General features: G+C 53.7%; 21 protein-coding genes. 8 read left to right on the forward strand and 13 right to left on the reverse strand.

The window, feature by feature from the left end; genetic code table 11:
* Nucleotides 1-41 precede the first annotated feature (41 nt).
* From RHK62_RS03800 to RHK62_RS03820, 5 genes are read right to left on the reverse strand one after another with little or no spacing between them, the layout of a single operon-like run.
* Nucleotides 42-764: a DUF3120 domain-containing protein gene (locus tag RHK62_RS03800; RefSeq protein ID WP_310453291.1), complete on the reverse strand. Its 723-nt coding sequence runs from the start codon at nucleotides 762-764 to the stop codon at nucleotides 42-44.
* Between the two features lie 45 nt (nucleotides 765-809).
* A complete protein-coding gene (locus RHK62_RS03805; protein WP_286625396.1) occupies nucleotides 810-1496 on the reverse strand; it encodes a phosphate ABC transporter permease in 687 nt (228 codons plus the stop codon).
* 6 nt (nucleotides 1497-1502) lie between these two features.
* Nucleotides 1503-2456 carry a protein translocase subunit SecF gene (secF, locus tag RHK62_RS03810; protein ID WP_310453292.1) on the reverse strand — a complete coding sequence of 318 codons (954 nt, stop codon included), beginning with the start codon at nucleotides 2454-2456 and terminating at the stop codon, nucleotides 1503-1505.
* Nucleotides 2453-3883: a protein translocase subunit SecD gene (gene secD / locus RHK62_RS03815; protein ID WP_206201206.1), complete on the reverse strand. Its 1431-nt coding sequence runs from the start codon at nucleotides 3881-3883 to the stop codon at nucleotides 2453-2455. Before secD ends, secF begins: the two co-directional genes overlap by 4 nt.
* A 2-nt stretch (nucleotides 3884-3885) precedes the next feature.
* Nucleotides 3886-4869, reverse strand: coding sequence for an alpha-ketoacid dehydrogenase subunit beta (locus RHK62_RS03820; protein ID WP_206201610.1), 984 nt, complete (start codon nucleotides 4867-4869; stop codon nucleotides 3886-3888).
* A gap of 183 nt (nucleotides 4870-5052) precedes the next feature.
* Between RHK62_RS03820 and RHK62_RS03825 the strand changes: the two genes are divergently transcribed.
* From RHK62_RS03825 to RHK62_RS03845, 5 genes are all read left to right on the forward strand, one after another.
* The gene (locus RHK62_RS03825; protein WP_302678944.1) at nucleotides 5053-5694 is read left to right on the forward strand and encodes an L-threonylcarbamoyladenylate synthase; all 642 of its coding nucleotides are present in this window, start codon (nucleotides 5053-5055) and stop codon (nucleotides 5692-5694) included.
* A gap of 40 nt (nucleotides 5695-5734) precedes the next feature.
* Nucleotides 5735-6430: a dethiobiotin synthase gene (gene bioD, locus RHK62_RS03830; RefSeq protein WP_315862915.1), complete on the forward strand. Its 696-nt coding sequence runs from the start codon at nucleotides 5735-5737 to the stop codon at nucleotides 6428-6430.
* A gap of 94 nt (nucleotides 6431-6524) precedes the next feature.
* On the forward strand, nucleotides 6525-7085 hold the full coding sequence (locus tag RHK62_RS03835) for a glutathione S-transferase family protein (RefSeq protein ID WP_302678942.1): 561 nt from the start codon (nucleotides 6525-6527) through the stop codon (nucleotides 7083-7085).
* Nucleotides 7082-7540 carry a DUF3531 family protein gene (locus tag RHK62_RS03840; protein ID WP_149820062.1) on the forward strand — a complete coding sequence of 153 codons (459 nt, stop codon included), beginning with the start codon at nucleotides 7082-7084 and terminating at the stop codon, nucleotides 7538-7540. The genes RHK62_RS03835 and RHK62_RS03840 overlap by 4 nt, the downstream gene beginning before the upstream one ends.
* Nucleotides 7531-8859 (forward strand): 16S rRNA (cytosine(967)-C(5))-methyltransferase, encoded by a 1329-nt coding sequence (locus RHK62_RS03845; protein ID WP_310453293.1) that lies wholly within the window; start codon nucleotides 7531-7533, stop codon nucleotides 8857-8859. Before RHK62_RS03840 ends, RHK62_RS03845 begins: the two co-directional genes overlap by 10 nt.
* Here RHK62_RS03845 and RHK62_RS03850 read toward each other — a convergent pair.
* From RHK62_RS03850 to lysS, 3 genes are all read right to left on the reverse strand, one after another.
* Nucleotides 8831-9637, reverse strand: a complete 807-nt coding sequence (locus tag RHK62_RS03850; RefSeq protein WP_310453294.1) for a type II CAAX endopeptidase family protein — start codon at nucleotides 9635-9637, stop codon at nucleotides 8831-8833. The two genes, RHK62_RS03845 and RHK62_RS03850, sit on opposite strands and share 29 nt — an antisense overlap.
* 28 nt (nucleotides 9638-9665) lie before the next feature.
* The gene (gene clpS, locus RHK62_RS03855) at nucleotides 9666-9947 is read right to left on the reverse strand and encodes an ATP-dependent Clp protease adapter ClpS (protein ID WP_024123996.1); all 282 of its coding nucleotides are present in this window, start codon (nucleotides 9945-9947) and stop codon (nucleotides 9666-9668) included.
* Between the two features lie 76 nt (nucleotides 9948-10023).
* On the reverse strand, nucleotides 10024-11544 hold the full coding sequence (gene lysS, locus RHK62_RS03860) for a lysine--tRNA ligase (RefSeq protein WP_310453295.1): 1521 nt from the start codon (nucleotides 11542-11544) through the stop codon (nucleotides 10024-10026).
* A gap of 132 nt (nucleotides 11545-11676) precedes the next feature.
* On the opposite strand from lysS, the gene ppk1 reads away from it, so the two are divergent.
* The gene (gene ppk1 / locus RHK62_RS03865; protein WP_310453296.1) at nucleotides 11677-13875 is read left to right on the forward strand and encodes a polyphosphate kinase 1; all 2199 of its coding nucleotides are present in this window, start codon (nucleotides 11677-11679) and stop codon (nucleotides 13873-13875) included.
* On the opposite strand, the gene RHK62_RS03870 is transcribed toward ppk1, so the two are convergent.
* The gene (locus RHK62_RS03870) at nucleotides 13872-15683 is read right to left on the reverse strand and encodes an ABC transporter ATP-binding protein (RefSeq protein ID WP_310453297.1); all 1812 of its coding nucleotides are present in this window, start codon (nucleotides 15681-15683) and stop codon (nucleotides 13872-13874) included. The two genes, ppk1 and RHK62_RS03870, sit on opposite strands and share 4 nt — an antisense overlap.
* A gap of 38 nt (nucleotides 15684-15721) precedes the next feature.
* Nucleotides 15722-16495, reverse strand: a complete 774-nt coding sequence (gene hisA, locus RHK62_RS03875) for a 1-(5-phosphoribosyl)-5-[(5-phosphoribosylamino)methylideneamino]imidazole-4-carboxamide isomerase (protein ID WP_310453298.1) — start codon at nucleotides 16493-16495, stop codon at nucleotides 15722-15724.
* Between the two features lie 359 nt (nucleotides 16496-16854).
* Between hisA and RHK62_RS03880 the strand changes: the two genes are divergently transcribed.
* Nucleotides 16855-18102 carry a YcjF family protein gene (locus tag RHK62_RS03880; RefSeq protein ID WP_206201197.1) on the forward strand — a complete coding sequence of 416 codons (1248 nt, stop codon included), beginning with the start codon at nucleotides 16855-16857 and terminating at the stop codon, nucleotides 18100-18102.
* Here RHK62_RS03880 and RHK62_RS03885 read toward each other — a convergent pair.
* Complete coding sequence (locus RHK62_RS03885; RefSeq protein WP_310453299.1) at nucleotides 18070-18843, reverse strand: WecB/TagA/CpsF family glycosyltransferase; 774 nt, start codon at nucleotides 18841-18843, stop codon at nucleotides 18070-18072. The genes RHK62_RS03880 and RHK62_RS03885 overlap by 33 nt on opposite strands.
* Nucleotides 18844-18951: 108 nt before the next feature.
* On the opposite strand from RHK62_RS03885, the gene RHK62_RS03890 reads away from it, so the two are divergent.
* Nucleotides 18952-19518, forward strand: a complete 567-nt coding sequence (locus RHK62_RS03890) for a J domain-containing protein (protein WP_225901650.1) — start codon at nucleotides 18952-18954, stop codon at nucleotides 19516-19518.
* On the opposite strand, the gene RHK62_RS03895 is transcribed toward RHK62_RS03890, so the two are convergent.
* Complete coding sequence (locus RHK62_RS03895) at nucleotides 19515-19799, reverse strand: DUF3288 family protein (RefSeq protein ID WP_206201194.1); 285 nt, start codon at nucleotides 19797-19799, stop codon at nucleotides 19515-19517. The two genes, RHK62_RS03890 and RHK62_RS03895, sit on opposite strands and share 4 nt — an antisense overlap.
* A gap of 29 nt (nucleotides 19800-19828) precedes the next feature.
* Nucleotides 19829-20953 carry a DNA-processing protein DprA gene (gene dprA, locus RHK62_RS03900; protein WP_302678934.1) on the reverse strand — a complete coding sequence of 375 codons (1125 nt, stop codon included), beginning with the start codon at nucleotides 20951-20953 and terminating at the stop codon, nucleotides 19829-19831.
* Between the last annotated feature and the right edge of the window lie 5 nt (nucleotides 20954-20958).

A 20958-nucleotide genomic window follows, 5' to 3' on the forward strand; every position in this document is an offset into this window, starting at 1 on the left:
TGGCGCTCAATCCCTCTCTGATGGTTTTAGAGAGAACTGTCTTAACTCAAGGATAATAAACCAATGGTGAGGCCAAAGAGACCATCAACAACGAGCGTACTCAAGACAGCGCCCATAAATCCCCACACAGGCAAAACAGCGGGATAGCCACGACGAATCTGGGATTCAAAGAGGGGCAGCAAACCAATGAGGAGCAAACTCAGGCTCAAGAGAACCCCCCACACTTGGCCACTAAAGGTCTGGGCTTGGGCGATCGCCTGTGCCAGCATCTCCTGAACGGAAATCACATCCCCTTCAAGGTACATGATGGCTCGCCAATGGGGGATCACATCAATCAGGTAAAAGTAGGCATCGGTGACGGCGGTGCCCAGAAAAGATCCCAAAAAAAAGAACACCCCCACCAGTTGCTGCCGCTGCCGTAGGTGCCAGAGCATGAGCGGAATGGGGAGCGCCTCAATGGGCAAGTGCCACAGGGGTTCCCAGCGCAACCATCCCCAGTAGAGCGACCCTGCCCCCCAGCACCAGCTAAATCCATAGAGCATCTCCCCCCAATAGCGGCAGTGGGGTTGGCGTTGGAGATAGAAACTAAGACCTAGAAGCAGCGGCGTCAGAGCCAAACTCAGCCAAGGCTGTGTCCGCACGAGGGGCGCTTCAATAAACACGGGAACCGACACCAAGAAGGCAGCAAAGCCAAAAAGGAACCAAGCTAGCCGCGAGCCAAGGCGCAGCGCAGGAAAAACCGAGGGGGAGGTAAGAGCAGTCAAGGGAATATCAGGAATTGTTAACTTTTATTTCTTTCCTTTAAGGTATCACAGGCTGGAACGTCGTGGTCGGGGCGATCGCCGAGGGGCTTTTGAACGCGCTTTGCGCCGCAGTGTTTCTGAGAGATCAATAAAGGCATCCCGCTGCAAAATGGGGTAGGTGCCAATCCAGAGGCGATGGCGGGGCAGGAAAACTTCAGAAATCAGTTCAATCTCTGCCAGATCAGGACGACGGGAGAGAACCAGCATTTCCGCTGCATCGCCGGGGCGAATCCCTCGATGTTGACGCAGTAACTTGGCCTGCACTCTGGTTTCAAAGCCGGTTTTATCACCAATCTCCAGATTCAAGCAGCGTTCACGGTTCTCAATGATCACCAATTGCCCCTTGTCGTCAACGGTTTCCTCTTTACCAATTAGCTCTTCGGTGACATAGACATCCAAGACGCGCCCGCGCCAAAAACCCCCATAGGGAAACCGCCGATGGCGACGATTGCGAAATGAGGCCAACACTGCCGGTGCCCAGAGCCAATAGAGACCTGCAATCAGACCCAAAACCAGTTGGGTGCTATCCCCTAAAAAATTCAAACCAAAAGCAACAATGGCCACCGCCACCACAGAGAAGGTTAAGCGTCGTAGAAAGTCCTGAAGTTTGCCCCAAACATAGCGATACTGGGAACCCGTGGCCACCAGTGGCACCAATTGACGGACTTTTTCTTGGGTGAGGGGAATGAGCACAACCAGTTAGGGCGTAGGCGTTGTCTCCAGTGTATTCGTGGCGGGACGAGGCGGCTGGCGATCGCGCCACCAAGCAAGGAGGGTACTGGCAATAAAAATACTGGAATAAGCCCCCGTCGTGAAACCAATGATCAGCGCTAGGGCAAAGTAGCGCAGCGTGTCACCGCCAAAGATGAAGATCGTAATCAGGGGCAGTAGGGTCGTTAGGGTGGTATTAATCGAGCGGCCAAGGGTTTGCACAACCGCCTGATCCACCACCTCTTTAATGCCAAGCTCTGGGTTGAGCTTCAGGGTTTCCCGCACGCGATCGTAGATCACCACCGTATCGTTCACAGAAAAACCAATGATCGTGAGCAGCGCCACAATAAAGAGGCTATCAATTTCCACCCCTGCCACGAGTCCCAAAATGGCAAACACCCCCGTGGTCACCAACACATCGTGGACAAGGGCGACAAGGGCAAAACAGGCATAGTCAAACTGAAAACGCAGCGTGAGATAGATCGTAATGCCAATAAACGACACCAAGAGCGCCAGCAACCCCGATCGCAGGATTTCTTCGCCAAGGGTAGGGCCAACGGTCTCAATCTGCGTTTTCTGGGGGTCAAAGTCACCAATTTTCTGCGTGAGGGCAGCACTGAGGCGAGTGCGCTGATCCACATCGAGGGGTACCGTCCGAATACTCACCCCGTACTGATCAATAATTTGCAGACTGCTGTTGCCTAGGCCTTGCTGATTAAGCACTTGACGCACCGCATCAATATCAATCGGCTGAGAACAGGTCTGCGTAGCGCTACAGGCCAGTTCAAATTGCAGCCGTGTGCCACCGATAAAATCCAAGCCCAAGCGCAGGGGACTCCCTAGGGACACCCAAGAGATGGCCATTGCCACAAGGCCACTGAGAATGACTACTAAGGATAACCCCCACCAGAGCGATCGCTGGCGATTGACACTAAAGCTCATCGAAAGCTCTCCAGTTTTGGACAGAACCAATTGGGCTGACGCAGACTGGGAATGCTAATGGCGTAAAACAAGAACGTGCGACTACAGGTCAGCGCCGTAAACATACTAATGCCGATCCCGATGGCAAGGGTCACGGCAAAACCGCGCACAAACCCTGTCCCCAAGGCAAAGAGGGCAGCACAGGCAATCAAGGTGGTGACATTGCTATCGAGAATACTGGCAAAGGCGCGATCGAACCCCGATTCAACGGAACGGTAGAGGGTTTTGCCTGCCCGTAATTCCTCGCGGGTGCGCTCAAAAATCAGCACATTGGCATCCACCGCCATACCAATACTGAGAATAAAGCCCGCAATCCCCGGCAGTGTCAGCGTCACCCCAAACAGCAGAAACGCCGCGTAGGTAAAGATGGCGTAGAGAATCAGGGCAATATCGGCAATCAATCCCGGCAGGCGGTAGTAGGCCACCATAAAGATCAGCACCAGCACCAAGCCCGCCAAACCGGCATAGAGGCTATCGCGAATGCTATCTTGACCCAGCGAAGCCCCCACCGTGCGGTTTTCCACCACCTCGAGGGGAACGGGCAGCGCCCCCCCTTGTAACTGAATGGCTAAATCATTGGCAGTTTGGGCAGTGAAGCCACCGGAAATCTCTGCACTGCCGCCAACAATCCCTGTTTCTGCATATTCCACCGCCACCGTTGGCGCACTAATCAGGCGATCGTCAAGAAAAATCCCCAGGCTGCGCCCCGTGCCAGCAATCTCCTTGGTCAGTTGGGCAAAAAGTTCAGCCCCTTGGCTGTCAAAACGGACAATCACACTCCAGTTCGGGGATCCCGGGGCGACGGGACTGGCAAAGGCTTCCCTGAGCATTGCGCCTGTCAAATCCGAGGGCGTGAAGAGGCGGGCGATCGCCTGCTGGCTTTTTTCAAGGGATTCACGGTTTTTGGCCAGCTTTGCCTCAATCTCCTTCAGGGCATCAGGATGATTGGCATTTTGAGCCTGCTCCGCCAAGAGTTGCGCCTGTTCCAAGAGCAGTTGCGACTGAAGTTGCCGCTCAATTTGCAATTGGGTCTCTGTGCCCGGCTTCTGGGCGGCAAAGAGCAGTTGTGCCGTCCCCTTGAGAATCCGTTCCGCCTGCTGAGGATCGGTGACCCCCGGCAATTGCACCAAGAGCTTGTCATCCCCAGCAGTTTGCACCACAGCTTCGGCAACACCCAAGCCATCAATCCGCCGTTGCACCACCCCTTGCACTGCCGCCAGCACTTGGGGCGTAATTTGGGGTACCTTGTCCGTGGTTTGCACTTGCAGCGTCAGTTGGGCACCCCCCCGCAGATCTAAGCCCAGCCGCGCCGGTGTGCGCACAATCACCCACGTGGCGGCCATCAGCAAGACCAAAATGACAATTAACCAGCCGCGATATTTACCCATGGTTAGACCTGTCCCTGCACCAGCTGCTGCACGGCCGCTACAATTTGGGGCGGTTGCACAATTGTGAGATTCTCTAGCGTGCCGTTGTAGGGGGTGGGAATATCTTGGGAGGAAAGGCGGACCACAGGGGCATCCAGTTCGTCAAAGTAGCGTTCCATAATCGAGGCCGAAAGCTCAGCCCCAATGCCACCGGTTTTCATGCACTCTTCGACAATCACCACCCGATGCGTTTTACGAACCGAGGCACCAATTGTCTCAAAGTCCAAAGGCTTTAGGGAAATTAGGTCAATCACTTCGGGGTCGTAGCCCTCTTTTTCAAGGGTTTTCACCGCTTGCAGCACATGGTGGCGCATCCGCGAGTAGGTCAAAATGGTAACATCTTCGCCACTGCGGACAATCTCAGCTTTATTGAGGGGCAGCAGGTATTCCTCTTCGGGAAGGTCTTCCTTGAGGTTGTACAGGAGTACATGCTCAAAGAACAGCACTGGGTTGGGATCACGAATCGCCGATTTGAGCAAGCCCTTGGCGTTGTAGGGGGTTGAGCAGGCAACAATTTTTAATCCGGGGACTGCTTGAAAGTAGGCTTCAAGACGCTGCGAGTGCTCTGCCCCCAATTGCCGGCCAACACCGCCGGGACCGCGAATCACAATCGGAATTTTAAAGTTGCCGCCAGAGGTGTAGCGCAGCATGCCAGCATTGTTGGCGATTTGATTGAAGGCCAAGAGCAAAAAGCCCATGTTCATGCCCTCGACAATGGGACGCAAGCCGGTCATTGCTGCCCCGATCGCCATGCCGGTAAAGCTATTTTCAGCAATGGGGGTATCCAATAGACGCAGTTCACCATACTTTTTGTAGAGGTCTTTGGTGACTTTGTAGGAGCCGCCATAATGTCCCACATCTTCCCCCAGCACAAACACTGTGGGGTCACGCTCCATTTCTTCATCAATGGCAGCACGAAGGGCATTAAACATTAAGGTCTCGGCCATGGTTGCGCGGCATACACTCATTAAGGACTATTTCCTAGGGTAGTTGAAACTGCACCGCTTGCGATCATGCTTATCAGACTCATCATTAAACGCAATCTATTCTCAACTCCCCCTAAAACCTATTGAGCATAGACTAGAGATCAAGGGCGCATTTACTGCCTAATGATTTTCGGAGTACCAAACATGACCACCTTGGCGCGATCGCTCCCCGCTGATACTCGCAGCTTTCAAACCATTCAAACCCACTTGCAGCAGGATCATGTCATTATTCTGCCCATGGCCACGGTCTATAGCTTTGTCGTCAACGGCACGAGTCCAAGGGCGATCGCGAAGCTGCGTCGTCTCAAGCACTTTAGTACGGAACAGCCCTTAGCCATTCTCACCCGGGGCGATCGCGCGGCTGAAGTGGCAGACCTCTCCCAAGAGGCAAAAACCCTGCTGGCTCACTTTCCCTACCCCGTCACTATGATTGTCAAGGGCAAGCCCCACCTAGACCCACAAATTACGCAGGGTTTTGATTGTGTCTATCTCGCTTGTCCCGATCGCTTTATCTACGATCTCGTGGGTGCCTTGCCCTTCTTTTTGGTGGCAGCAACGGTGAAAGTGGGGACGGAACTCATTGTCAGCTTTGAGGACGCCCAAAAATACTATGGCGAGCAAGTGCCGCTGATTGTGGATGGGGGGCGCTGTGCCTATGGACGGCGGGGAACCCTCGTGGACTTCACCCTTGAATACCCAACCATTATGAACTTTGGCCCTGTGTCTGTGGATGACTTGCGACCAATATTGCCCAACATTATTTTGCCGTCACATTTAATGAAATAGATATAATGATTGAGCATTTTCGCGTTAGGGGGGCGTCACTATTTCTCAGCATTGCCAGTCCCTACTGATTACGGGTGTGGATACCGGTGTGGGCAAAACGATGATCACGCGGGCACTGTGGTCTTACGCCCATCGCTATCGTCCCCAAGAACGCTGGGGCATTCTCAAACCAATGCAGAGCGGTACTGCGGTCGAAATCGGAGACGGTGACTACTACTGCCAAACTCTGCCTCTGCAACAAACCGCCAGTGAAGTGTGTCCCCTCAGTTTTGCAGCACCCCTTGCGCCTCCCATTGCCGCTGAGTTGGAACAGCGCACGATTGATTTAGCCCCTGTGTGGCACACCTACCAGCAGCTTCAGCAGCGATTTGATTACCTTTTAGTGGAAGGGATTGGCGGTCTAGGGTCGCCCATGACTTGGGAGTGGACGGTGGCGGACTTGGCAGCCGCTTGGAAGTTGCCCATTGTCTTGGTGGCAACGGTGCGCTTGGGGGCGATCGCCCAAATTGTGGCCAATATTGCCCTTGCACGGCAGTACAAGCTGGACATTCGCGGTCTGATTCTCAACTGTGTCACCCCCTGTAGCGACACGGATATTGTGCAGTGGACACCACCAGAATTTCTCAGCCGTTTTACCCAAGTGCCCGTGCTGGGGGTACTGCCCTGTGGTCAACACTCCAATGAACAGTTGGCGGAAATAGTGGCTGAATGGCCGCTGCATCTGCTTTGGCGTTGAGGACGGCGAGCCGGGAAATTATTTTGAGGCTAATCAAAGCGCATAATAAAAATGATTTAGATTTCATTGACACGTCGATCGCTGCAACTGACCTATGCTAAAGCTCTATGGTGGTGCTAAATCCCGCGCCAGTATTGTTCGCTGGTATTTAGAAGAATTGGGAATTCCCTATGAATTTGTGCTGATGGATCTACAAGCCGGGGAGCAACATCAGCCCGACTTTCTCAAACTCAACCCCATGGGTAAAGTGCCTGTGATTGTTGATGGGGATGTCGTGCTCTGGGAATCGGGGGCGATTTTGCTTTATCTTGCCCAAGTTCACGGTAAATTACCCAAGGATGCGGCTGCCGCTGCCCAAGTTTATCAGTGGGTGCTGTTTGCCAATTCCACCTTGACACAGGCAATGTTTCCGCCTGAAACGCGCGATCGCCAGCTGCCGCGACTACTCAAAGGCATTGAGACCGCCCTCATGGGGCAATCCTACATTCTCGGCAATGACTTTTCCGTTGCCGATGTCGCCCTCGGGTCAGTGCTGGCCTATCTACAGATGCTCTTTCAGGTGGATTTGAGTCCCTATCCTGCAGTGGCGGACTACGTGGCTCGCTTGCAACAACGGCCTGCATTCCAGAAAGGCTTACTGGGGGCTGGGGTATGAATGTGATCTTTCGTGAGGTCGATCCCTTTGATTTATGGATTTGGGTGGAATTTGCCGCACCGCCTTCATCCGTTGAGCAGCAGTACCTTGAGGAAGTGTTTAACTCGTGGTTTTTCCTCGGGAAGCTGGGGGGATTCAATGCTGAGAATCTCCAAGTCCAGGAAACGGGGTTAGACCTCAGTTACCTAGAGTACGATCGCGCCCAGGCTGACAGTTCGATGATGGCCGTGATGCACAATATGGGCGAGTTTGAATACAACGATCGCTGGGCACGCTGCTGGTTTGACTTGGGCACCAGTGACGCTTTAGCCTTGGATGTCCTGATTAATGCCCTCAATCAATTCAGTGAGGACTATGTACCCTTAAAAACGCTTGTCATTGGCGGTGACAACCCCGAATGGCCGATCGCCACCAGTGAACAGCGGGAAATGATTGAACAATCGGCGTGGAACTAAGTGCGCGGCGTCTTGCCCTCGATGCCCTAGAACGGGTGGCCAAGGGAGCCTATGCCGATGTGGCACTTCATCAGGTGTTGCAGCAGCGGTCTCTCAAGGAAGGCGATCGCGCCCTGATCACTGAACTGGTCTATGGGACTATCCGCCAACAGCGCACCCTAGATACCCTTGTTCAGGGGTTTTGTCAGCGACTGCCGCCCTTGAAGGTACAGTTAGTGTTGCGCCTTGGCCTCTACCAATTGCGCTATCTGGATCGCGTTCCCCCCCATGCTGCCGTGGACACCAGTGTTGAACTGGTCAAAGAGATGGGTTTAGGCGGCTTTGCCAAACTGGTGAATGGGGTCTTGCGCCGTTACAGCCGCTCCACCACCGATCCCCTTGAGGCTCTCATTGCTCCCCTGCCCTTGGTCTCCCAACTGGGATGTCGCTATAGCTTTCCCGATGAGCTGATTGCATCTTGGTTGGAGCGTTTAGGACAACAGGAGTGTATTGCCCTCTGTCAGTGGTTTAATCATCCCCCCCGCCTTGATCTGCGCCTCAATCCATTGCGGACAACGACTAACCAACTGATGGCTGACTTTGCGGCGGCAGGCTGTGGCGTCAAACCGATTCCCGACTTGCCCCAAGGACTCGTCCTGCCCCACTGTGGCCAACCCATGCAGTCACTCCCTAGTTATGCCGCAGGCCACTGGTCAGTTCAGGATCGGGCAGCGCAGTGGGTCAGTCATTTGCTGGCTCCGCAGCCCGGTGAAGTCGTGATTGATGCCTGTGCAGCCCCGGGGGGTAAAACCACGCATATTGCTGAGTTGATGGCTGACCAAGGCCGCGTCATTGCCTGCGATCGCACCCCCAGTCGCCTGCGGAAGTTGGCGCAAAATCGCGATCGCCTCGGCCTGAAGAGTATTGAAATTCACACCCTTGATAGTTCAACAGCAGGGGATTTTGCAGCGATGGGCGATCGCGTTCTTTTAGATGTGCCCTGCTCCGGTACAGGTACCCTCCACCGCCATGCCGATAGCCGCTGGCAACCCCTGAGAACACGCTTGGCTGAACTAGTGCCCCTGCAAGCTCAACTCTTAGCCAATGTTTGCCAGTGGGTGAAACCCCAAGGTTTGCTTGTCTATGCCACCTGTAGCCTAGAACCTGCCGAAAATGAAGCCCAGATTCAACACTTTTTAGCTCACCATCCCCAGTGGCACATTGAGCCGCCACCCCCAACCTTTCCCCTCAAAGCTACCCCCGAAGGCTGGATCACCGTGTGGCCGCAACGGCACGATATGGATGGCTTTTTTATGGTGCGGTTGCGACGCGGTAGCTAAGCCCCAAAGCCACCAAAATTAAAAGACCTACCCCCATCAGGCCAGCGATCGGGTTGCCATTGATGCCGGTTAGCCACTCTGGCGCTACCCCCGTATAGCTCACCAATTTGCCCACGTTGACACCAAAATAAGCCCAGACCAAGCCACCGTGGAGTCCCATGGGAAAGCCCAATCGTCCGCCAAAGATCCATTTACTCAAACCAAGAATCCAGCCCAACAGTGCCAAGCCGAAAAACTGCGGCCATGTGGCCAAAATGACCTCCAAGGGATGCAGATAGTGCAACGCGGCAAAGATCAGGCCATTGAGCACCAAGGCAAACCATGGTTGGTACTCTAGCTCTAGCTCCTGCAACAGCCAGCCGCGAAACAACAATTCCTCAGCAAAGCCCACAGCAACACCGGTGAGGACGCCATCCAACAGCAGTAGCCCAAAGCGATCCGGTAGCCCCTGCCAGCTTACCCAGCCCAAGAGTCCTTCGATGAGAAATAGCAGGGCAACCAAAAACACCCCCGCCAGCCAGCCCAGCAGGGCATCCCGCCCAAAGTTCCACCCCCCCTTAAGGCCATAAAACACTAGGGGCGATCGCTGTTGGTGTACCCGCCGTCCCCAGACTCGCAGCAAGAGAATAAAGATGAGGTACAACAGCCCCATATTGACAAAGCTGGCAGCACCGCCCTCTCCCCAGAGAAAATAGATGCTCAAACCGATGGGCAGCCACAGCAGCACCAGCGTTAGGGCAAAACTAACGATGCGAATCCAGAAGGGACGGCGGATCATTTGCCGCCAAAATTGAGCGAAAATTGGCCTATTCAGTCGGTTCAATGGTACTCGTCAGCCCTGCCATTTTCAGGCCTTCACAATAAAATTCAGCATGCTCAAGGGCACAGGTGATCACCAAGGCCACCCCCGTCAGGTGCGCCTCCATCATGATATCCACGGCTTGCGGTTGGGTGAGGCTCGGCACCGTCTTCAGCAATACCTCCACCACATACTCCATGGAATTGACATTGTCATTGTGAAGGAGCACACGATAGCGGGGCGCCAACTTGCGAACGGTTGCTGGTTTTTCAATGGTTTGCACTGACATTGTTGGCCATGCCTCCATTCAGTGGACATTCAGTATCAGGAATTCAGCAAATATGCTTAAGATTTTAGCAAACGGATCAAACTTGACCACTTGCCGATTCCGGACGCAACAGTGGGAAAGCAATCACATCGCGAATACTGGGGGAATCCGTCAGCAACATCACCAAGCGGTCAATACCAATCCCTAGGCCTCCTGTGGGTGGCATTCCATGCTCTAGAGCTGTGAGGAAATCTTCATCAACACTGTGGGCTTCCAAATCCCCAGCCGCTTTGCGCCGTGCCTGTTCCTCCAAGCGTTGCCGTTGATCCAATGGATCCGTTAACTCCGAAAAACTATTGGCGTGTTCGCGACCAACGATAAATAATTCAAATCGCTCCACCAGTCCCGGTTGGCTGCGGTGGGGCTTGGCCAAGGGGGAAATCTCCACAGGATAGTCAAGAACAAAGGTGGGTTGAATCAATGTCGGTTCAACAGTCTGCTCAAACACTTCGTTAAGCACTCGGCCAATCGTGTCACAGGCGTCTAAGTCTTTTACCCCTGCTTTTTGGGCTGCTTTCTTCGCCGCTGCTAGATCGCACAATTGGCGAAAATCAATCCCAGTGGCTTGCAACACTGCATCGTGCATGGTCACCCGTCGCCATGGCGGCGTCAGATCAATCGTTTCCCCTTGATAAGTCATCTTGAGCGTGCCCAACACCTCCATCGCTGCTGTGGTGATGATTGCCTCCGTCAGCGTCATCATATCGTTGTAGTCGGCGTAGGCCTGATAGACCTCAATGGACGTAAATTCAGGGTTGTGCTTGGTTGAGATGCCCTCATTGCGAAAGATGCGCCCCAGTTCATAGACCTTCTCAAAACCACCGACAATCAGGCGCTTCAGGTGCAGTTCTGTGGCAATGCGCAAATAAAGCTGCATCTCTAGCGTGTTGTGATAGGTAATGAAAGGACGAGCCTCGGCTCCCCCGGCTTCCGCCTGTAGCACCGGCGTTTCAATTTCAATAAAGCCTTGTTCATTGAGGTAGCGGCGAATGGCGGCGGTGATCAGTGCTCGCTTGCGGAACGTATCGCGTACGTGGGGGTTGACAATGAGATCCACATAGCGCTGACGATAGCGTTTTTCCACATCCGTGAGGCCGTGCCACTTGTCCGGCAGAGGCAGCAATGACTTCGTGAGCATGGTGTAGGATTCCACCACAACCGAGAGTTCACCCTTTTCTGTGCGCTTGAGGGTGCCCACAGCGCCAAGGATATCGCCGACATCCGTCAGGTGTTTCAAATCGGCAAAGGCGGCTTCCCCCATGCCTTGGCTAATGGTTTGCTTATCGAGGTAAAGCTGAATTGTGCCGCTGTCGTCCTGAAGTGTAAAAAAGGCCAGCTTGCCAAAGACGCGCCGCGCCATAATCCGACCGGCGACACTGACGCGATCGCCCACCGCTTCACCAGCGGCCAAGTGAGCATATTTTTCTTGCAGAACTGCTGCAGTATGGGTGCGCTCCCAACGATAGGCATAGGGGTTCATGCCCTGTGCTTGCAGTGTTTTGGCTTTCTCAATCCGTGTTGCCCGAATTTCGGCTCCCGTTGCCCCCACGTCGGCCATATTGGTAGAAACTCTCCACGATTAGCAAACCTTAACCTTCTCATTGTACGCTCTGGAATCGGTACCAACGCTGCTAAAGGGGAATCGAGTACAGTGGATGCTAGTGCAACCGACAACGTAGAACAAACGGCTATGACCCCTGCGAAGTCCCCTCGCCGTAAAGTGTCTAACCCCATTGACCTCCAGAATCCGCAGTACTACTTCAACCGCTCCCTGAGTTGGCTGGAATTTAATAAGCGGGTACTCCACGAGGCCTATGACCCCCGCACACCGCTCCTAGAGCGGCTGAAATTTATGGCCATTTTCAGTTCCAACTTAGATGAATTTTTCATGGTGCGGGTGGCGGGTTTGAAGCAGCAAGTGGAAAGTGGCATTGTTCAAGGGGGAGCCGATGGCATGCCCCCAGCGGAGCAATTACAAGCAGTGCGGCAATATCTGCTACCAATCGTTACTGAGCAACACCGCTATTTCGACCAAGAATTGCGTGCTCTCTTGGCCAAGGAAGCCATTTTTCTCACCCGCTTTAATGAGTTGACCCCTGAGCAGCAGGCCTACCTCAACGACTACTTCCAAGCGCAAGTTTTTCCGGTGCTCACCCCCTTAGCAGTCGATCCGGCGCACCCCTTTCCCTATATCTCTAGCCTCAGCCTCAACCTTGCGGTTCTGATCCGTGATCCCGAATCTGGCCAAGAGCGACTGGCACGGGTGAAGGTACCGAATCGGTTTCCGCGCTTTGTTGCCCTGCCCCAACATTTGCACTCGCCTCAAGGTGCCCATTGGCTAGGCGTTCCCCTCGAAGAAATGATTGCCCACAACCTCAGTGCCCTCTTTCCGGGGATGGAGATTCAGGCCTACTTTGCCTTTCGCATTACCCGTAGTGCTGACCTCGAACTAGAAACGGACAAGGCGGATGATTTACTGATTGCCATTGAGCAGGAAATTCGCAAGCGTCGCTTTGGCTCGGTGGTGCGTCTAGAGGTGCAGCGGGGCATTCCACCGCTTCTGAGGCAAACCCTGATGGAAGAGATGGATCTTGAGGAGATTGATGTCTATGAACTGGATGGTCTGTTGTGCCTCAATGATTTGTTTGCCTTTATGAGCTTGCCCCTGCCCCACTTGAAGGATTCGGAATGGTACCCCCAAGTGCCTCCCCGTTTTCAGCGGGTGGAAGAGCGGGAGTCAATGTTTGACACCACCAGTGAGATTACAACTTTGGGCACCGACTACTGGGAAGCCGTGGCCAATGAACTATTTAGCCTGATTCGGGAGGGAGATATTCTGGTGCACCACCCCTACCATTCCTTTGCGGCAACGGTGCAGCGCTTTATCACCTTGGCGGCCCACGATCCCCAGGTGCTGGCGATTAAAATGACCCTCTATCGCACCTCAGGGGACTCGCCGATTGTCAGTGCCCTGATTAAAGCCGCAGAGAATGGCAAACAGGTGGCGGTCTTGGTGGAACTGAAGGCGCGCTTTGACGAGGAGAACAATATCCTCTGGGCACGGAAGCTGGAAAAAGTGGGCGTCCACGTGGTCTATGGCGTACCGGGTCTCAAGACCCACACAAAAACGGTTTTGGTTGTGCGCCAAGAGGCGGGGCAAATTCGTCGCTATGTCCACATTGGCACGGGCAATTACAATCCCAAAACTGCTGGCCTCTATGAGGACCTAGGGCTGTTTTCCTGCCGTGACGAGTTAGGAGCGGATCTCTCGGAACTCTTTAATGTGCTCACGGGCTATTCCCGCCAACGGGATTATCGCCAGCTTCTCGTTGCCCCGGTTACAATGCGCGATCGCACGCTGCAATTGATTTACCGTGAGATTGAACACGCCCGCAATGGTCACCCCGGCCGAATTATTGCCAAGATGAATGCGATCACAGATACGCAGGTGATTCGTGCCCTCTATGAGGCGTCCCAAGCAGGGGTAGAAATTGATCTAATTATTCGTGGCATGTGCTGTCTGCGGCCGGGGGTACCGGGGGTGAGCGATCGCATTCGGGTGATTAGTATCATTGGCCGCTTTTTGGAGCACTCACGGATTTTCTACTTTGGCAACAATGGCGAGCCAGAGTACTACATTGGCAGTGCCGACTGGCGATCGCGCAACTTAGACCGCCGCGTTGAAGCCATTACCCCCATTCAAGATCCAACCATTCAACTGGAACTCAAAGAGCTGCTGGAAATTATGTTGGCAGACAATCGCCAAGCGTGGGAGCTGCAACCCGATGGCACCTACCAGCAACGACAGCCAGCCTCCGGCGAACCCGAACGCGGTACCCACCGTGTTTTAATGGCACGTACCCTCAAGGAAGTAGAAGCGAGCCGCTAGCTAGCGCCTGCATACCCTTGCGCCATGGCTCGAAAGTCTGGACTGTTTTGCAGGAGTTCTTGGTAGCTCCCGACAGCCGCCACTTGGCCATTGGCCATTAGGTACAGGCGATCGCACGCCATGACAGTGCTGAGGCGGTGGGCAATCATAATAATGGTTTTTGCACCACTAAGGGCTTGAATCGCATCCATCACTCCCGCTTCCGTTTGATTGTCAAGAGCCGCTGTTGCTTCATCCATAATGAGCACTGAGGGGTTGTGGTAAAGGGCACGGGCAATGCCAATTCGCTGGCGCTGTCCTCCCGAAAGGCGCACCCCCCGTTCACCCACAACGGTATCTAGTCCCTCAGGCAGAGTACGGACAAACGTGGATAACTGAGCCGCTTCTACCGCCGCCCACAAAGCCGTTTCATCAATGGCCTCTGCCGGTAAGCCAAAGGCAATGTTGTGGCGCAGCGTGTCATCGGAAAGATAAATGGTTTGGGGAATATAGCCAATCTGCCGTTGCCATTGGGCAAGGTTGTGGTAAATACTCTCACCATCCACACGAATATCCCCTTGAGAAGGTTCTAGGAGTCCCAAAATTAGATCGACAATCGTGGTTTTCCCTGCCCCTGAAGATCCGACAAAGCCAATCATTTCCCCCTGTTTAATTGTGAGAGAAACCCCACAGAGGGCTGGCCGAGGGGCATTGGGATAGGTGTAGTGCAGATCAATTAGTTCGAGGCGATCCTGAAAAATTGGTTCTGCTGCTGCAGCAGCGGTAGAGGGAGCCTGCAACATTCTGGCTTCTAAAAGATCGTCATACAACAAATCGACAGAAGCAGAATAGTAAATAACGGAGTTAAGGTTGTTGGTTAAGCGAGTTGCCGATGGCAACAGACGAAACGCTGCAGCTGCAAATAGAGAAATTAGCGGCAGAACTTGTGCCACGTTGCCCCGCTGAAGCAAGTTGACGATAACAATAAGAATAATTGTGAGAACAGCTAACGTTTCAAAATAAGCACGGGGTAACTGCTGAATAAACTGCAAAACTAAGTTTGCTTTGCGGTCTTCAGTCATGTTTTCAGTATAGGTCTTCAGGAATTGCTGCTCGCGACCTAGGACTTTCGCTTCTTTGATACCACCCAAACTCTCACTAATGCTTTGGATCGATTTTTGAGCATAATCAATGCGACGTTGACCCACTTCCTTGAGCTTATGGCGAAAGGCTTGAAAGAAAAGCAAGGATAGAGTTGAGATTAGGATAATAACCAAGATTGAGATGAGAGGGTTACTCCAAATAATGACTGAAAATATGGCAAAAACAATTAGAGATTCAGAAAAAATAACTAATAAAGGCAGGAGATACGAATTAAAAACATTATTTATTTCAGTATTTACATTCTGGATTAGTTTAGCAGTATTGTTTTGCAGGTGAAATGTGTAGGGTTTGTAGAGATAGGATTGCAACAATAAACTTGAGAATTTGCGGTACTTACTGTTCAGAAACCGCAACTGAAGATAGGTGCTCAAGGCAATAAACAGGTTCTTGCCCACATATAAAAGCCCTAGGGCAGCACTGAGGATCAATAGCCACTGGGATTGCTCTGCAGGGGTTAGAGGAACCTCTCGCCAAAATAGGAGGGCGTTTAAGCGTTCCGGTTTTTCGACGACAGCAATAAAGGGCAGCACCAAGCCTACCCCCAAGGCTTCCCAAATACTGCCAATGAGCATCAAGACACCAATGCCTGCCAGTTGCCAGCGATCGCCCCGATCCAGTAGTCGCCAAATTTTGCCAAGGGAGCGCAGTGCAGGGTGCTTTAACATTCCGTTTTAGGGGTAACAACGCCTTGATCTTAGGCTACTTATGCCCAAGTCGTGCTTCCCAAATCTGGCGGAATATCTTGCCAGCGACCTTGACCGACAGCCCGAACCGCTTCCCGCAAATCCACTGCTTTGGTATAAAGTGCCTTACCGACGATCACCCCCGATAACCCTTGGGGACTGAGGGCAAAGAGACTGAGAATATCTGTGAGGGAACCCACGCCACCCGATGCAATGACCGGGCGATCGGTTGCCGCCAATAACTGCCGCAGTGCTGGAATATTCGGCCCTTGGAGAGTGCCATCCCGCTGAATATCGGTGTAAACAAACCCTGCTACCCCCATTGTTGCCATTTTTTGGGCAAGATCGGTGGCCAAGATCGTTGAGGTGTCTAGCCAACCCCGCGTTGCCACATAGCCATCGCGAGCATCCAGCCCTACCCAAATGCGTCCGGGGTATTCTGCGGCCAAACTGGCCACTAGCTCTGGATCCTCAAGAGCCACGGTACCCAAAATGGCACGATTGACACCTTGGAGAAAGAGATCAGCCACTGCTTGGCGCGATCGCAAGCCACCCCCCACCTGCACAGGAATTTCAAGGGAGGCGACGATCTTGGCAATCAGATCATAATTTCGCGGTTCGCCCGTTTTGGCTGCATCTAGGTCAACGACATGCAAGCGGGGAGCACCCAACCGCTGCCAGTAGAGGGCAACTTTTAGAGGATCATCATGAAAAACCTTGACCTTACCATAGTCCCCTTGCACTAGGCGCACACATTTGCCGTCAAGTAAATCAATGGCGGGGATAACATCCATTGGCGTCAGAAATCCTTATTGAAAAATTGAAAATTTGAGCGTAACTCCCATCCTAGCAGTCACAAGGGGTGAAGCGCATCGGAGGATTGCTAACATAGTCCCCTTCGTTCCTGAATTGACAAGAGCCACCCATTGAAGGCCGCGCCCTGTCTAAATTCCTGTGGCGATCGCGTGATTATGCAACAGATTTAATGGGATTCCGTTTGAACATGTCCCCCAGATCCTCGCGCAGCAGGTGGGGAAACCTTCATAGGCGGACAGAAAATTCAGGCTGCATTTCCTCGAGCCTTGGGAATTTGAGTGCTGCTCACCAGTCACGGTAAGCTAACAAACAAAGGATTTGCTTGGGGTACAAGGACATGGCTGTTGCTGCCGCCATTATTCTCTTGTTGTTGAGTGGCTGGGTGAATGACCATCCGTGGGGATGGCTGCTGATTCTTGGTCTAGGGTTGGGCTATTGGTACTGGCGGCGATCGCCCGCTGCGCCAAACCCGGCTCCCCCTCAACCTTCTCTGCATCCTCAATTACTGGAAAAGCAACTGGCAGACACGCGGAGCCTTTTGCAGGAACTTCCCATAGAGCGCCAAGCCTCCCTACAATCAGCCCACAGCCAACTCCAACAGCGGTTAGATAGCCCAACGGTTGAGGTGTGTGTTCTCGGGCAATCGGCCTATGCTCTCAATCGGGTGTACGATGCCGTCGCTACCCTACCCCTCGATAGCTGTACGTTTCAGCAGCAAACATTGGCAACGGTGCCCCAGGCAGACTTAGTGCTTTTGACCGTAACGGGTGCCCTTACCGCCAGTGAGTTTGAGATGCTGCGGGTATTGCAAGCAAGCCATTATCACGTTCTTGTGGTGTGGTATCCAGAAATGGTGCAGGAGCGCGATCGCCCGAAGGGCGCGCTTTGCGATCGCGTGGCAGTGCATTTACAGCAGCAACTGCAACAACTCCAGATTGGACAAGATCAACTCATTCCCTTTACACCCCACAATCCCCAAGAACTCACCTCCGCAGTGCTGCACTGTCTCACCCAACAGCGAGCGAATCTGGTCTTAGCCGGCACCTATCGCCGTGCCCAACAACTCCATCAACAGGCGCAATCCGCCCTCAACCAGTATCGCCAAGAACGAGCCACCCCGATCATTGAACGCTACCAATGGCTGGCAGCGGCGGCAACGGCAGTGAATCCTCTTCCGCTTCTGGATCTCGTCATGGCCGGGGGGCTATTGGTGCGCCTCACGTGGGATCTCGGTCAAATCTACCAACGCTCCTTTCGCTTGGCGGATGCTGAACCCCTTGCCAAGGAGCTATTGCGGCTAATGGTGCAGTTGGGGGCTGTGGAACTGGGCACCCAATCCCTAGGACAGTGGCTCAAGGGCAATTCCCTCACCTATTTGGCAGGGAGCTGTTTACAGGGGGCAACGGCAGCCTATGTGTTGCGCTTGAGTGGCTTGAGTTTGATCCATTACTTTGAGACTGCTCCCCAAGCAAAATCTCTGCCCTTGGTGACTCGATTGCAGCAAAGCCTTCAGTGGGCACAGCAACAGGTGGGACGCTCTCCCTTGCAAACCCTAGGACAGTCTCTTGCCTTGCCGTCGGCCTAGCCAGTAACGCAGGAGTTGAGCGGCAAAAAGCACAACAAATGCGGGATTGTTCAGCAGATAGCGTTGCCAGAGGCGGCGGGGTTCTTGCAGGAGTCGAAAGAGCCACTCCAGACCGATCGCCATCATCCAGCGAGGCGCTTGCGCCACAACGCCACTGTGAAAATTAAAGGCCGCTCCCACACCCACCAAGACAATCGGCAGAAAAGGGCTTTGGCGAGCCATCCACTCCTCCTGCTTGGGACAGCCAAGGCTGACAAAAACCAGATCAGCACCGCTATCAAGAATGCGCTGGCGATCGCTGGCCTCCTCCTCAGGGGTCAAGGGGCGAAAGGGCGGCGCGTAGGCACCCACCAACTGCATCTTGGGAAAGCGCTCTCGCAGATTCCATTGCAGCCGCTCTAACACGAGGGGTTCACTGCCATAGAGGAAAATACGCCAGCCTTCCTCTTGGGCGCGATCGCACAACGCCAGCATCAAATCCGGTCCATAGACCCGCTCTGCTTGCGGAAAGTCCAAGAGCCGTAAGCCCCACACCAAGGGCATGCCGTCAGAGGTCACCAGTTGGGCACCATTCACCACCTGTTGAAAGGGCGATCGCCACACCCCCGTCATCACCACATGAACATTCGCGGCAACCACATAGCCCCCCTTGCCTTGAGCAATCCACTCAGCGATTAGATCACAGGCTTGGTTGTAGGTGGTGACATCAATCCGTGTCCCTAAAATGTGCGCCGACTCCACGCTGGGGCTACTCCGCATGTTTCACTTGATTCCAGCGTAGGACATTGGTTGCAGAACCGAAGTGAACATCCGACAATGCAAAGCAGATGTCATGTTGTGCCCTGCGGAATGAATTTAGAAGAGTGCTATCGCATTCTGGAGTTGCCACAAGGGGCGTCCTTAGCTCAAGTGAAATCCGCCTACCGACGGCTAGCACGACGCTATCATCCCGATGTCAACCCCGGCGATCGCACTGCCCATGAGAAGTTTATTCTCCTCCAACAGGCCTATGAAAAATTAGTACGAGGACTGCCCACCTTTCGGCCTACCCCTGTTAAATCAGAACCCCAATCTCGCCCACCGCAGCCACCGCCGCCTCTCTCTGCCTTTGAGATTGAACTGAAGCACGCTAGCTATCGCCAACTTCAGGAATTTCTCAAATATCGCTGCTATCAACGTGCCATATCCCTTGTGGAAGGGTTGGCCAGTCGGCTGCCTCAAGATGCCGAAGTGCGCCAGTGGCAAGCCGTCACCTATCAGTGCTGGGCGAGGCAACTCATTCGCGATCGCCAGCCCCAAGCGGCACGGGAATACCTGCATCGCGCGCTGAAAGCCGATCCGGATAACCGACTCCTTTGGCAAGAAGCAGAAAAGGACTTTCGTACCCTTGATCGCCTCTACGGCAAAGAAATCTAAGTCCAATCCTCCCGTTTATTGCTGCCCAGCTTGTAAACACCGCCGCGAGCGTGAATGGCACGGGTACGCTCAAACAGTTCTTCCTCCGTGAGTTGCCATTTTTCTAGCAGCTCTGCCATTAACTTCTTATTGGTTTCGGCACCGGGGAAGCCATCATAGCGAATCAGCAATCGCCCCAATTCCGCCAAGTTGTAATCACTGATGCCCTCTTGTCCCAAGCGCTCGAGGACTAAGCGATCTTGGGCTTCGCGGGGATGTTGTAGGTTCTGGGAGTTTGTCATTTTACCCTCCAAGATTTATTGATGAAACTTTAACGGCTAGTTTTGCGATAGCGATTCCCCGGCTGCTGCTCGACCCAACCCGTTAGCTCCAAGTGCATTAGTTCTGCCATCACCACCCCTGTTTCCAAGGGTACGCGCTGCACAATGTCATCAAAGGCAACACTATTGCTGCCTTGGCTCAGTTGTTGAATCGCCTCGAGAATCTGTTGCTGGGGGGGCGATAGCGTTGGGGGTGGGGCTGAGAAGGGTGTTGGATCGAGGGGGGGTGTATGCCCCAATTGTTCGAGGAGAGCTTCTTCTCCCAAGATAATCTGTGCCCCTTGATTCACCAGACTCAGGGCACCCTTGGCACGGTGGTTATCGAGATGCCCCGGCAGCACATAGACATCACGACCATACTCGGCAGCATAGCGAGCAGTGATCAGGGCACCGGATTTGTAGGGAGCCTCTGCAATAATCACCGCACGGCACAGACCAGCAATGATGCGGTTGCGACGGGGAAATTGGGGGCGATCGGCACCCACGCCCCTAGGATACTCGCTCAAGAATCCCCCGCGTTCACGAATCTGGTAATAAAGCGAACGATTTTCTGGTGGGTAGATCATATCCACACCCGTGGCTAAGACGGCCAGTGTGGCACCTCCAGCTTCTAAAGAGCCACGATGCGCCGCGCCATCAATGCCTGCGGCCATGCCGGAAACAACAATAAACCCAGCTTGGGCAAGGGCATACCCCAGCTTGTGCGCCCAACGCTGCGCATATTCTGAAGGATCACGGGTGCCGACAATGGCAACAGTTGGTGTGGGTTGACTGAGAATTTCTAAAATGCGAGTCCCGCCATAGTAGAGCAAGGGCGGCGGATCGGGAATTTCGCGCAGCAGTGGTGGATAGCGAGGGTCACTCAGCACCCAATGGTGGGGATTTTGCTGGCAGTGGTGCTCGTAGAGAGCTAGGGGTTGGCACTGCTGACGATAGTGGGCGATCGCCCCTTGGAGTTTGGCACCAATCCCCTCTACTTTTCCTAAGGTTTCTACGGAGGCTTCCCAAGCAGTTTTCAAATCGCCAAAGTGCTGCCAGAGGCGTTTGAGTAACACCGAGCCAAGGCCGGGTACCTGTGACCAACTGTACCAATAGGCAGCATCAGCGGGAACCAAGGGCG

This window comes from Thermosynechococcus sp. HY213, assembly GCF_031460975.1.
In the GTDB taxonomy this organism is placed as follows: domain Bacteria; phylum Cyanobacteriota; class Cyanobacteriia; order Thermosynechococcales; family Thermosynechococcaceae; genus Thermosynechococcus.

Bases quoted from the DNA above. Each gene is read 5' to 3' on its own strand.
- RHK62_RS03890 (WP_225901650.1), top strand. From the start codon at position 18,952: ATGAATTTAGAAGAGTGCTATCGCATTCTGGAGTTGCCACAAGGGGCG.
- RHK62_RS03840 (WP_149820062.1), top strand. From the start codon at position 7,082: ATGAATGTGATCTTTCGTGAGGTCGATCCCTTTGATTTATGGATTTGG.
- secF (WP_310453292.1), bottom strand. From the start codon at position 2,456: ATGAGCTTTAGTGTCAATCGCCAGCGATCGCTCTGGTGGGGGTTATCC.
- RHK62_RS03835 (WP_302678942.1), top strand. From the start codon at position 6,525: ATGCTAAAGCTCTATGGTGGTGCTAAATCCCGCGCCAGTATTGTTCGC.
- RHK62_RS03825 (WP_302678944.1), top strand. From the start codon at position 5,053: ATGACCACCTTGGCGCGATCGCTCCCCGCTGATACTCGCAGCTTTCAA.
- RHK62_RS03895 (WP_206201194.1), bottom strand. From the start codon at position 19,799: ATGACAAACTCCCAGAACCTACAACATCCCCGCGAAGCCCAAGATCGC.
- lysS (WP_310453295.1), bottom strand. From the start codon at position 11,544: ATGGCCGACGTGGGGGCAACGGGAGCCGAAATTCGGGCAACACGGATT.
- secD (WP_206201206.1), bottom strand. From the start codon at position 3,883: ATGGGTAAATATCGCGGCTGGTTAATTGTCATTTTGGTCTTGCTGATG.
- ppk1 (WP_310453296.1), top strand. From the start codon at position 11,677: ATGACCCCTGCGAAGTCCCCTCGCCGTAAAGTGTCTAACCCCATTGAC.
- RHK62_RS03880 (WP_206201197.1), top strand. From the start codon at position 16,855: ATGGCTGTTGCTGCCGCCATTATTCTCTTGTTGTTGAGTGGCTGGGTG.
- RHK62_RS03820 (WP_206201610.1), bottom strand. From the start codon at position 4,869: ATGGCCGAGACCTTAATGTTTAATGCCCTTCGTGCTGCCATTGATGAA.
- RHK62_RS03870 (WP_310453297.1), bottom strand. From the start codon at position 15,683: ATGTTAAAGCACCCTGCACTGCGCTCCCTTGGCAAAATTTGGCGACTA.
- clpS (WP_024123996.1), bottom strand. From the start codon at position 9,947: ATGTCAGTGCAAACCATTGAAAAACCAGCAACCGTTCGCAAGTTGGCG.
- hisA (WP_310453298.1), bottom strand. From the start codon at position 16,495: ATGGATGTTATCCCCGCCATTGATTTACTTGACGGCAAATGTGTGCGC.
- RHK62_RS03850 (WP_310453294.1), bottom strand. From the start codon at position 9,637: ATGATCCGCCGTCCCTTCTGGATTCGCATCGTTAGTTTTGCCCTAACG.